The 11,752-nt window shown below is 69.8% G+C and carries 8 protein-coding genes; 2 read left to right on the top strand and 6 right to left on the bottom strand.

Annotated features, from left to right (window positions below; genetic code table 11):
• Positions 1 to 895 precede the first annotated feature (895 nt).
• Positions 896 to 1,330 carry a hypothetical protein gene (locus IEZ09_RS37625; protein ID WP_189258600.1) on the top strand — a complete coding sequence of 145 codons (435 nt, stop codon included), beginning with the start codon at positions 896 to 898 and terminating at the stop codon, positions 1,328 to 1,330.
• A gap of 98 nt (positions 1,331 to 1,428) precedes the next feature.
• Here the strand turns inward: IEZ09_RS37625 and IEZ09_RS37620 are convergent, their stop codons facing one another.
• The 5 genes from IEZ09_RS37620 to IEZ09_RS37600 all read right to left on the bottom strand — a co-directional run bounded on the left by IEZ09_RS37620 (position 1,429) and on the right by IEZ09_RS37600 (position 10,558).
• Positions 1,429 to 4,599 (bottom strand): S41 family peptidase, encoded by a 3,171-nt coding sequence (locus IEZ09_RS37620; protein WP_229813305.1) that lies wholly within the window; start codon positions 4,597 to 4,599, stop codon positions 1,429 to 1,431.
• A gap of 10 nt (positions 4,600 to 4,609) precedes the next feature.
• Positions 4,610 to 5,548: a nucleoside triphosphate pyrophosphohydrolase gene (locus IEZ09_RS37615; protein WP_189258599.1), complete on the bottom strand. Its 939-nt coding sequence runs from the start codon at positions 5,546 to 5,548 to the stop codon at positions 4,610 to 4,612.
• Complete coding sequence (locus tag IEZ09_RS37610) at positions 5,545 to 6,486, bottom strand: hypothetical protein (RefSeq protein ID WP_189258598.1); 942 nt, start codon at positions 6,484 to 6,486, stop codon at positions 5,545 to 5,547. Before IEZ09_RS37610 ends, IEZ09_RS37615 begins: the two co-directional genes overlap by 4 nt.
• Before the next feature lie 14 nt (positions 6,487 to 6,500).
• Complete coding sequence (gene mfd, locus IEZ09_RS37605; RefSeq protein ID WP_189258597.1) at positions 6,501 to 10,055, bottom strand: transcription-repair coupling factor; 3,555 nt, start codon at positions 10,053 to 10,055, stop codon at positions 6,501 to 6,503.
• Between the two features lie 89 nt (positions 10,056 to 10,144).
• Positions 10,145 to 10,558, bottom strand: coding sequence for a RidA family protein (locus IEZ09_RS37600; protein ID WP_229813304.1), 414 nt, complete (start codon positions 10,556 to 10,558; stop codon positions 10,145 to 10,147).
• Positions 10,559 to 10,628: 70 nt separating this feature from the next.
• Here IEZ09_RS37600 and IEZ09_RS37595 point away from each other — a divergent pair, with 70 nt between their 5' ends.
• Positions 10,629 to 11,147 (top strand): DUF4291 domain-containing protein, encoded by a 519-nt coding sequence (locus IEZ09_RS37595; protein WP_229813307.1) that lies wholly within the window; start codon positions 10,629 to 10,631, stop codon positions 11,145 to 11,147.
• Here the strand turns inward: IEZ09_RS37595 and IEZ09_RS37590 are convergent.
• A complete protein-coding gene (locus IEZ09_RS37590; protein ID WP_229813303.1) occupies positions 11,126 to 11,716 on the bottom strand; it encodes a flavin reductase family protein in 591 nt (196 codons plus the stop codon). The two genes, IEZ09_RS37595 and IEZ09_RS37590, sit on opposite strands and share 22 nt — an antisense overlap.
• Positions 11,717 to 11,752 lie beyond the last annotated feature (36 nt).

The raw sequence follows: 11,752 nt of genomic DNA, 5'->3' as shown, positions 1-11,752 counted from the left end.
TTTTCGTCCGAGTTGACACCCCTCCCTGGGTGTGGCTCGCTCACGCGCGGCTCGTGACGAGACCCACCCCACCCGAAACGCAACCACCCACGCAACAGCAAGCCGCCCAACGCAACCGGCGTGCCATCAACCCGCTGAAGGCGCTGGTGGGTCTTTGATCAGATTGGCGGGGTCTGGGGCGGAGCCCCAGAAAGCAACCGGCACATGACTACGGCACGCAACCACCTACGGACACCCAACAGGAACCCGCCAACGCACCAGGGGGACGACCCACAAAACCCACGCGCACAACAACAAACGCAGAAACGGGGCAGCGGCAACAGCCACTGCCCCGCAGGCCGGGTGACCCAAGGAGGACGCGGTGCCGGCCAAGGTCGGGGCAGACCGGCACGGGCAACACCCAGCCCCGCACTGCACAAACAATCTGTGCGTTCTCAAAGCCCTGAAGAGGGTTGGGGCTTGGCGGAAGAAACCCCCAACCCCCCTCTATCAGGCCCCTGCCGAAGGCGCGGAGGACGTGGACAGAACCTCAGCAGGGGAAGGCAACGGCAACTCCAAACCCACCTCAACGGCCCCCTCGGAGCCCTCTCCGACAACCCCTTCGGAGCCCTCGCCAACAGCCCCTTCGGAGCCCTCTTCAGCCGACGAGGAAGGCTCAGACCGCTGAGACGGCGAGGAAGACCGCCCAGGCTGCCCCGACCGCCCAGGCTGCCCCGACTCCCCAGCCCGCCCCTTTCCGTGCTCCCCCTTCTCACAAGGAGGCTGAACAGGCGTGGTGGGAGTGACCGGCGGAACAGGATCCTCCGACCGAGGCGTGGAGCTAGGCGGAGTCTGCGTAGACGGATCGGACGGCGCCGACGTGCCAGGCGGCTGCGCAACAGGCGGCGCAGGAGGCTTGACCGAACTGGACGAGGTGACCACCGGCGGCGCCGAGGTGTCCGAAGAGGACGTCGGAACCGGCTCACCGGGCTCCTCGGCACCAGGCGACTCGTTCCGCGGCGCGGCAGGCGGTTTCGCCCCGGTGGCCCGGACGGTCTCGGTGACAGTGGACACCGCAACCCGAGTCTGCGTGGCCAGCCGAGCAGCCCGAGCCTCCCGAGCGGCTCCTTCCACCACAACGGTTTCCGTGACGGTGGACAGGGAGGTCGCGGTCTCGAACGGCTCGGTCCACCACTGCGAGGTGGGACGGGACGGCGGCGGCGCGGCGAGCGGCGCCTCTTCCGGCGACCCGGTGAGCGCGATCAGCGCGAACATGCCGCCCAGTGCCAGGAACGGCACGACGACCACGGCTCCGAAGCACCCGCGACCGCTGCGCGGCTCTTCACGGTGACTCATCTGGGACACCCCCGAACGGTGACAACTGTTCCATGTGGTTGATCGTCCACATGGAACAGTCCGTCACAGTTCTTTAGTCACACGATGGGGTGGTCAGGCCAGCGGTGGCAACTCCGGAGCGTGAGCAGCTGGCGAAGATGAAAGGCTTTCCAGGGCCAACGAAACGGCCTTCTCCAGCTGTGGGTCCCGCCCGGAAACGCGGTCGGACGGTGTCATGACCACCTCGATGTCCGGGTCGACACCGTAGTTCTCCACTGCCCACCCGTGGCCCTTGAACCACGTCGCGTACCTCGGTTGGGTGACCATGGTGCCGTCGACGAGCGTGTAGAGCATGTCGATGCCGATGACACCGCCCCACGTCCGGACGCCGACCACGGGCCCGATCCCGAGCTCCTTGATGGCCACGTTGACGATGTCGCCGTCCGAACCGGCGTACTCGTCGGCCACGGCCACGACCGGGCCGCGCGGCGCGTCCTGCGGGTAGGACTCCGACGCCGTGTACCCGCGGGCCACCGACCAGCCGATGACCTTGCGGCCGAGCTTCTCGATGACCAGCTGCGAGGTGTGGCCGCCGCCGTTCTCGCGGACGTCCAGCACCAGGGCCTCGCGCGCCAGCTCCACCCGCAGGTCGCGGTGCAGCTGGGCCCAGCCGGCGCCCATCATGTCCGGCACGTGCAGGTAGCCCACGCGGCCGCCGGACAGCGCGTGCGTGAACGCACGGCGGTTCGCCACCCAGTCGTGGTAGCGCAGCGGCTCCTCATCGGCCAGCGGCACGACCACGACCCGACGCAGCTCACCACCACCAGCAGGGCGAACGGTCAGCTCCACGGGCTTACCGGCAGTCCCCACCAACAACGCGCCGGGCCCGGCAATACCGACAGGACGACCGTCCACGGCCACGATGGCGTCACCCGCGCGCACGGCCACGCCAGGCGCGGCGAGCGGCGAACGGGCGTGCGGGTCGGACGTCTCGCCGGGGATCACGCGCTTGACGACCCAGGAACCGTCGACCAGAGCGAGGTCGGCCCCGAGCAGGCCCTGCCGGCGCGATGCGGGCACGCGCGGCGACTCGCCCCAGACGTAGGCGTGCGAGGTGCCGAGCTCGCCCTGCACCTCCCACAGCAGGTCGACCAGGTCGTCGTGGCTGCCCACCTGCGCCACCAGCGGCCGGTAGCGGTCCAGTTCGCCCTGCCAGTCGACGCCGCCCATGTCGGTGCGCCAGAAGTGGTCGCGCATGAGCCGCCCGTTCTCGGCGTACATCTGCGCCCACTCGGCGGCCGGGTCGATCACGACCCGCACGCGTGACAGGTCGATGTCGACGTAGTCGGACGAGTCCTCGTCGACCTTGCTGTCGGACGGCACGACCCGCAGGTCGCCGCGGTCCTCGACCACCATCCGCTTGCCGTCGCCGGACACCGCGAACGCCTCCGCGCTGTCCGCCAGGACGTCGGTCTTCTGCTTCGCGAAGTCGAACCGCTCCAGCACCGTGCGCGGCGGCCGTGCTTCCGGCGAGGCCAGGTTGTCGCCGAGCACCCCGAGCAACGGCCTGCGCAGCCACAGCAGCCCGCCACGGGCGGCCTTCAGCGAGACGTAGTCGGCGGCCGCGACGGGCACCGGCACGACGCGGTCGGCGAGGCCTTCGAGGTCGACCTTCGTGGTCGACGGCTTCTCGTCATCGTCGTCGGAGTCCTTGTCCTCGTCGCCGACCGGGCGCCCGCCTTGCATCGGGTGGAACGGCGACGGCGTGGTGGCGGCCAGCGGCACGAGGTGCGGCCGGCAGCCCGTGGGGAACGACAGGTCGAACACGTGCGCGTCGTACACCGGGTCGAACGTGCGGACCGACAGGAACGCCAGGTACTTGCCGTCCTCGGTGAACGACGGTGCGAAGTCCGAGAACCGCAGCGGCGTCACGTCCACAACGGACAGATCAGCCGTGTTCGCCATCTTGATGTGCCGCAACGGGATCGGGCCCGGATGCGACCACGCGAGCCACGACGAGTCCGGGGAGAAGGCGAGGTGCGTGACGTGCGCGTTGGCACCGGAGACGACCTCGCGCACTTCACCGGAAGCGATGTCCACCAACAACAACCGGCCGTCGTGCGTCGCCACGGCAACACGCGAGCCGTCGGGCGCGGCGGCCAGCGACATGACCCGCCCCAGCTGCCCGGAGGCGATCCGGCGAGCCGTGTTGCCCGGTTCGACACCACCGACGGGTGCGATCTCCAGGGCTTCCTCGCCCTCGACGTCGGTCACCCACACCACGTGATCGGTCTCGCCGAGCACCTTAGGCAGCCGCGCGCGGACGTCCGAGCGGTCGGCCAGGGCGCGCACGGGACCGTCGCGATGCGTCACCCAGTGCACGGAACCACGAACCTCGACGGCCGAGGCGCGGCCGGTGTGGTCGACGCAGAACGAGTCGATGTTGCCGGAAGCCTTGACGTGGTGCCGTTGCAGGCCGGTGCGCGGGCCGCCCAGCTTGATGTCGAGCTTGCGCAGGTCCGACAGGCCTTCCAGCAGCCACAGCTCACCGGCCTGGTGGAAGATCACCCGTGAGCCGTCGGTGGAAGCGTTGCGCGCGTAGAACTCCCCCGCCGTGTGACGGCGCAGGTCGGTGCCGTCCGGCAGCACGGAGTACACGCTGCCGACGCCCTCGTGGTCGGACAGGAACGCGATCCGCCCGTCGACCCACATCGGGTTCGTCAGCGACGATTTCAGATCACCGAGAATCCGGGAGAACTCACCGGTGCCCTCGACGTCCACCCACAGCTTGCCCGCGGTGCCGCCGCGGTACCGCTTCCACCACGCCGGTTCCTGCATGTAGCTGGACGACGTGACGACCTGCCCGTCCGGTCCGAACGAAACGTCGTTGACCCACCCGTACGGCAGCACCTCGGACGGTCCGCCGTCCAGCGGAACCGCGTGCGCCTGCTTGCGGTGGCGTGACATCTGGCCGGTGGTCGACACGGCGAGCACCCGCCCGTCCGGCAGCCAGCCGGACACGGCCGTACGGGCCACGCCCCAGTGCGTCAACCGGCGTGCGGGCCCACCGTCCACAGGCGCCACCCTGACCTCCGGCGCGCCGTCGATCCAGCTGGCCCAGGCCAGCTGCGTGCCATCAGGGGAAAACCGGGGTGTGCGGGCCGGTACCTGATCGGCGGACGCCCGCCAGGCCCTTCCTCCGTCGACGGGCGCGAGCCACACGTCGTCCTCGGCCACGAACGTCACCAAGTCACCGCGCAGGTGCGGGTACCGCAGGTAAGTCACGAGATCGACGTTAGCCCACGTTCACCGGTTGAGGAGGCCAAAAACGCCGCCAGTCCTCTGCCGTGAGCGAATCCAGACCTTCGGCCCGTGCCTTGGCCTCCGCCTCGCGGACGTTCGTGGCAAAACGGCGGCACACCTGGCGCAGTTCCGTCTCCGGGTCCTCACCCGCGAGCTTCGCCAGCGCGGTCACGGCGAACAACGTCGTGCCCGTGTCGTCGCCCTCCGGCAGCAGATCGACGGGGAAGCCAGCGCGTTTGGTGCGCTGCACCAGTTTCGCGGCCAGCGCGACCGCGGGCTGACCGAGCGCTACACCGTCCACACTGGACTCTCGCCGCTTCTCGACCTGCTTCAGCTCCTCCCACCGGTGCTGCTGCGAGGTCGCGTCGTGCACGGCCGGGTCGTGGCCCTCGAAGACGTGCGGGTGACGGCCGACGAGCTTCGCCACCAGTTCGCCCGCGACGGCGTCGATGTCGAACGGATCACCGGGGTCCTCGGCCGCGACCCGCGCGTGGAACAACACCTGCAGGAGCACGTCGCCCAGCTCCTCGCGCATCGCCGCGCGGTCGCCGTCCTCGATCGCCTCCAGCAGTTCGAAGGTCTCCTCCAGCAGGTACTGGCGCAACGACAGGTGGTCCTGCTCCGCGTCCCACGGGCAGCCGCCGGGAGAACGCAACCGGTGCATGACGGCGGCCGCGTCGAGCAGCGCGGCTCCCATCGGTTCCGGCGTCGTGATCACGTGAGCGCCCGGATACGCGGAGGGTTCCGTCGTGATCACCACCGCGCCGTCCTCCACCTCGGCGGGTGCGGGCCCGTCGACGCCGAGGGACGACCAGAAGTCCACCGGAACGCCCTCGCCCGCGTAGACGGCCTTGGCCGAGCGCAACGCGGGCAGGGCGGCAGCGGGCAGCACGGCGTCGAGCCGCTCGCTGAGGACGACGACGGTGATCAAGACTTGTTCTTGGTCGCGGTCACACCGACGAACCCGGCGCGCTCACCGGCGTTGCCCACGACGGTCGCGTCGGTCGGGTCCCACACGCCGTAGCGGGGGTTGACCTCGATGTTCAGGTCGGCGGCCAGGAACTGGGCGATCCGCAGGCCGAAGGCGGCGAGCAGACGCGGGTCGATGCGCTCGGACAGGTCGTCCTCGCCGGGCGTCGGCGAGACCGTGTTGCGCTCCTTGACCAGCGCGACCATCCAGCTGGACTGCTGCTCGTCGGCAGGGAAGGCGACGACGGTGCCGGGCTTCACGCCCCACAGCGTGGTGTGCACCAGCGACGGGTTCTCGGTGACGCGGACCTTCTGGTTCGTCGCCGACGCCTGCTGGCCGCCCGTGGTGCGCGGGGCCTCCTGGATGAACCGCGACATCTTCGAGGCGTCGGCCGCGACCTCGGCGGCCTTCTCCTTCGCTTCCTTCGGGTCCTTGGTCTGGAAGAAGTCGATCACGACCTCGAGCCGGGAGAGGTTGCGCTTCGCGAGCTCACCCATCACCAGCACGTCGCGCTGACGGCGGTAGATCGTGGTGGCGTCCTGCTCGCTCTGCTTGGCGGCGGCCTCGGGGCCACCCCGCTCCTGCACCGCGTCGTACACCTTGGTCTCGTCGACCGTGATGTTCTCGCGCTGCGCCGCGTGCTCGGCGATCTTGTGTGTGATCTCGTCGGCGAGCACCAGACGCGAGACCTGGTCGAGCTTGCCCTGGTCCTGCATCTGCTGAGCCGCAGGTTCCTTCTTGAGCACCGTGATGGTGCGGTCCTGGACGGTCTTCAGCTCGATCGCCTGACCACCGACGATCGCGGCCGAACCGGCCTTGGCGGGCCCGGTGCCGCATCCGGTGGCGACCAGGGCCACAGCAACACCGACCAGCGAGAAACGCTTCAGAACAGTGCTCACGAGGATCTACCTTCTCACGCCGTGGTGACTCCGGTCACGGGAGTCCCCGCGAGTGAGTCGAGGAACGCACCGCACCAGTCCAGCAGCTCCTGGTCACGCAGCTGCGGTGCACCCATCCGGCCGCCCGCCGCTCCCTCCGTCGGCCTAGGCACCGTCACGGTGCCCATGGCCTGCTTGTAGACGGCCTTCGGGAACAGCCGGCGCATCCTGACCAGCTGCGAGTCGCGCAGTTCGAGCTTCGCGAACCGCAGGTTCTGGCCCATGGCGATCACCTCGGTGACGCCGTGGCGACGGCAGGTGTGGCGCAGGCGGGCGACGCTCAGCAGGCGCTCGACCGGCTCGGGAGGCGTGCCGTAGCGGTCCTTGAGCTCGTCCCACACGGCCTGCAGCGCGGCGTCGTCCGAGGCGGCCGCGATCTTGCGGTAGGCCTCCAGCCGGAGCCGTTCGCCCGGCACGTACTCGTGCGGGATGTGCGCGTCGACCGGGAGATCGACCCTGACCTCGGCGAGCTCCTCCTCTTCGACGCCGCCGTCGGCGCCCGCGTGCTTGCGGAACGCCTCGACGGCCTCGCCGACGAGTCGCACGTACAGGTCGAAACCGACGCCCGCGATGTGCCCCGACTGCTCGGCGCCGAGGATGTTGCCGGCGCCGCGGATCTCCAGGTCCTTCATCGCGACGGCCATGCCGGCACCCAGCTCGGTGTTCTGCGCGATCGTCGCGAGCCGGTCGTGCGCGGTCTCGGTCAGCGGCGTCTCGGCCGGGTACAGGAAGTACGCGTAGCCGCGTTCGCGACCGCGGCCGACGCGGCCGCGCAGCTGGTGCAGCTGGGCGAGGCCGAGCAGGTCGCCGCGCTCGACGATCAGCGTGTTGGCGTTGGAGATGTCGAGGCCGGTCTCGACGATCGTGGTGCAGACGAGGACGTCGAACTCGCGCTCCCAGAAGCCCTGGATGATCTTTTCGAGCTTGTCCTCGTTCATCTGGCCGTGCGCGGTGACGACCCGTGCTTCCGGCACGAGGTCACGGATCCGGCGCGCGGCCTTCTCGATCGACGACACCCTGTTGTGCACGAAGAAGACCTGGCCGTCGCGCAGCAGCTCGCGCCGGATCGCGGCGGCGACCTGCTTGTCGTCGTACGCGCCGACGTAGGTGAGGATCGGGTGCCGTTCCTCCGGCGGGGTGAGGATCGTCGACATCTCGCGGATGCCGGCGAGCGACATCTCCAGCGTGCGCGGGATCGGCGTCGCGGACATCGTCAGCACGTCGACGTGCGTGCGCAGCGCCTTGATGTGTTCCTTGTGCTCCACGCCGAACCGCTGCTCCTCGTCGACGATCACGAGGCCGAGGTCCTTGTACCGCACGTTCTTCTGCAGCAGCCGGTGCGTGCCGATCACGATGTCGACCTCGCCGTCCGCGAGGCCCGCGATGGTCTGCTCGGACTCGGCGGCGTCGGTGAAGCGGCTGAGGCCCTTGATGTTCACCGGGAACTGGCGCATGCGCTCGGAGAACGTGTTGAGGTGCTGCTGGGCGAGCAGTGTCGTCGGCACCAGCACCGCGACCTGCTTGCCGTCCTGCACGGCCTTGAACGCCGCGCGGACCGCGATCTCCGTCTTGCCGTAGCCGACGTCACCGCAGATGACGCGGTCCATCGGCACACCGCGTTCCATGTCGGCCTTGACCTCGTCGATCGCGGCCATCTGGTCCTGCGTCTCGGTGAACGCGAACGCGTCCTCCAGCTCGCGCTGCCACGGCGTGTCCGGCGCGAACGCGTGGCCGGGGGCGCTCTGCCGGGCCGCGTAGAGCTGCACGAGCTCGGCCGCGATCTGCTTGACCGCCTTGCGCGCCTTGGACTTCGTGTTCTTCCAGTCGCTGCCGCCGAGCTTGTTGAGCGACGGCAGCTCACCGCCGACGTACCTGCTGACCTCGTCGAGCTGGTCGGTCGGGACGAACAGCCGGTCGCCGGGCTGACCGCGTTTGCTGCTCGCGTACTCCAGCACCAGGTACTCGCGGGTGGCGCCGGCGACCGTGCGCTGGACCATCTCCACGTACTTGCCGATGCCGTGCTGCTCGTGCACCACGAAGTCGCCGGCCTTGAGCGCCAGCGGGTCGACCGCGTTGCGCCGCCGCGACGGCATCTTGCGCATGTCCTTCGTGGACGTTCCGCCGCGACCACCGGTCAGGTCGGTCTCGGTGAGCACCACGAGCGCGAGGTCCGGCAGCACGAACCCGTCTTCGAGCGCACCGCGCACGACCGTGACGGTGCCCGCTTTCGGTGCCTCGTCGAGGCTTTCGACGCACACCGCCGAGACGTCGGCTTCCTTGAGCCGCTCGACGGCGCGCTGCGCGGTACCGGCACCGGGAACCACGAGCACGGCCGCACCACCGGTCGCGGTGTGCGCCTTGAGGTCGGCGAACGCGCGCTCGACGTCGCCCTGGTACGCCTCGACCGGCTTCACGTCGAGGTGCACGACGTCCGGCGCGTCGGTGGTGAGCTGGGTGAGCGTCCACCACGGACGGTCGTTGGCGCGCGCCTGCTCCGCGATCTCGCTGATGCTCTGGTACGCGCTGCGGCCGAGGTCGATCGGCGCCTTGCCACCGGCGGCCGCGGCCATCCAGGAAGCCTCGAGGAACTCCTGACCGGTGCGCACGAGGTCGGCCGCCCTGGCCCTGATCTTCTCCGGGTCGTTGAGCAGCACGTGGGTGCCCGGCTCGACCACCTCGGTGAGCAGCTGGAGCTCGCCGGGGCACAGCGCGGGGATGAGCGCCTCCATGCCCTCGACCGCGATGCCGTTGGAGATCTTCTCCAGCATCTCGGCGAGGTGGGCGTCGGACTGGTGCTCCTCCGCGAGATCCGCCGCGCGCTGCTTCACGTCGTCGGTCAGCAGCAGCTCACGGCACGGCGGCGCGACGAACTCGCTGACCTCGTCCGGCAGCGACCGCTGGTCCTGCACCGAGAACGGCCGGATCTCGCTGACCTCGTCGCCCCAGAACTCGACGCGGAAGGGGTGCTCCGCGGTCGGCGGGAAGATGTCGAGGATGCCGCCGCGGGTCGCGTACTCGCCACGCTTCTCGACCATGTCGACCCGCGTGTAGGCGTTCTCCGCGAGCCGCGTGATCAGCTCGGCGAAGTCCTGCTCCTCGCCCACCTTCAGGTGGACGGGCTTGAGCTCACCGAGGTCCGGCGCCATCGGCTGGATGAGGCTGCGGACCGTGGTGACGAGGACCCTGACCGGGTTGCCCTCGGGGTGCTTGAGCCTGCGCAGGACCTGCAGCCGCGCACCCACCGTGTCGGCGCGCGGCGACAGCCGTTCGTGCGGCAGCGTCTCCCAGCTGGGGAAGAACGCGACCTTGTCGGCGCCGATCAGGTCCTTGAGGACGCCGGTCAGCTCTTCCGCCTCGCGCCCGGTGGCGGTGACGGCGAGGACGGGCCTGACGGTGGACAGCGCCGCGGCCACGAGCGGGCGGGCGGCCAGCGGACCGTCCAGCTCCAGCTCTGGCACACCGGCGGAGTCGATCAACGTGCGGAGGGCTTTGTCGGGCAGGACACCATCGAGCAGGCCGAGCAGCGGCATGTGAGAAACCCCGTCGAGTGCGGAACGCCAGACAGACCCCTGCCTGGGACGAGGGGTCTCACCCCCACCTTAGCTCGTGAAGCGAACCCTTATCGGGTGGCTTCTGTCAGCGCGGCCGTGAGGTCGACCTCGACCAGCTGACCGGGGAATCCCAGCTGCGCCACACCGAGCAGCGTGCTCGCGGTCGTGAACGCGTCCCCCAGCGCCGAAGCGGTGAGCAGCCGCCAGACCTCGGCCAACACCGTTCGGTCGGAGCTCGCCACGTACACGACGGACCGCACCACGTGGCGGGGTTCCGCACCGGCCGCGGCGAGGGCCGTGAGGGCGTTCGACACGACCTGGCCGACCTGCGCGGCGAGATCTCCCTCGCCGACCAGCTCGCCGCCGGGGCCCATCGGGCACTGCCCTGCCAGGTAGGCGGTGCGGCCCGTCTCGACGATCGTGACGTGGTGGTAGCCGGGTGGTGCGTGCAGCTCGGCCGGGTTGATGCGGGTGATCTCCACGCGCTGACCGTGCCACGCCGAAATCCGGTGGCTCCACCGAATATCGGGCGGTCACCCTGTGGGCGTGGAAATGAGAGAGATCAGGGCTGACTACGACGATCAGTCCATCGTGGTGTACCAGGCGTATTCGCCGCAGATCGCGGCACCGGCCGTGGCGGCTCAGCGGTTCGTGCCGCCGTTCAAGATGGAGCGGATGACGTGGATCAAGCCGTCGTTCCTCTGGATGATGTACCGCTGCGGGTACGCGCGGAAAGAAGGCCAGGAACGCGTGCTGGCCGTGCGGATCACCCGAGAGGGCTTCGACTGGGCGGTGACGAACGCCGTCGAGAGCAACATCAAGGGCAAGCCCGCCGTGCGCGTGCAGTGGGATCCCGAGCGCGGGCTTCGGCACGAGGCCCTGCCGTACCGGTCGATCCAGATCGGGCTGACGCGTGAGGCCGTGCAGAAGTACGTGCACGAGTGGACCGTGAGCATCACCGACGTGACGGACCTTGCGCGCGAGGTGCATGCGGCGGTGCGTGCCGGGGACGACGACAAGGCGCGCGCGTTGCTGCCCGTTGAACGGCCTTACGCGGTCTCCGAGCGGTAGCTGTGGCCCAGCTGGTCGCCGAGGCCGAAGTAGTGCCGGAAGTTGTAGATCAACGGACTCCACGCCGCCGGGTCGACGTGGTCGGTACCGGGCACGACGATCCCGGGATCGGCGTGCACGGCCAGCACCCGCGCCTCGACGATCAGGAAGTCCCCGCCCGCGCCGAAGCGGGTGGACTCGGCCCGCGCCTCCAGCTGGAGCGGGCATTCGGCGACGCGGGGCGGCCGGACGTGCAGGGACGGCTCCTCGCTCAGACCGGCCGCCGCGAACTTCGCGGGTTCGTAGCGGTGCGTCGGCTTGTGAGCGGGAACGGGGTCACGCCCGGTCAGCGGGGCGAGACGCTCGACCGCCTGCCACAGCGACGGATCAGGGACGTTGATCACGACGTCCGGCCGTTCGACCAGGTTGCGGGCGGTCTGCCCCTCCGCGCCCAGGCCCAGCACGACGACCTGGCCGAGCGCCCAGGCCGAGGACATCGGTGCGAGGTTCGCGGTCCCGTCGGCGTTTTCCGTGGTCAGCAGGACGACGGGGGTGCCGAAGTAGAGGATCTTGGGCTTGATGATGGTCACGGCAGGCGACGCTAGGGCCGCAAAAGTTCGGCGACG

The sequence above is a fragment of the Lentzea flava genome, assembly GCF_014648475.1.
GTDB classification, from domain to species: domain Bacteria; phylum Actinomycetota; class Actinomycetes; order Mycobacteriales; family Pseudonocardiaceae; genus Lentzea; species Lentzea flava.
The sequence above is the reverse complement of the archived record's forward strand: the minus strand, read 5'-3'. Positions and strand labels throughout refer to the sequence as shown.

Bases quoted from the DNA above. Each gene is read 5' to 3' on its own strand.
- mfd (WP_189258597.1), bottom strand. From the start codon at position 10,055: ATGCCGCTGCTCGGCCTGCTCGATGGTGTCCTGCCCGACAAAGCCCTC.
- IEZ09_RS37595 (WP_229813307.1), top strand. From the start codon at position 10,629: ATGAGAGAGATCAGGGCTGACTACGACGATCAGTCCATCGTGGTGTAC.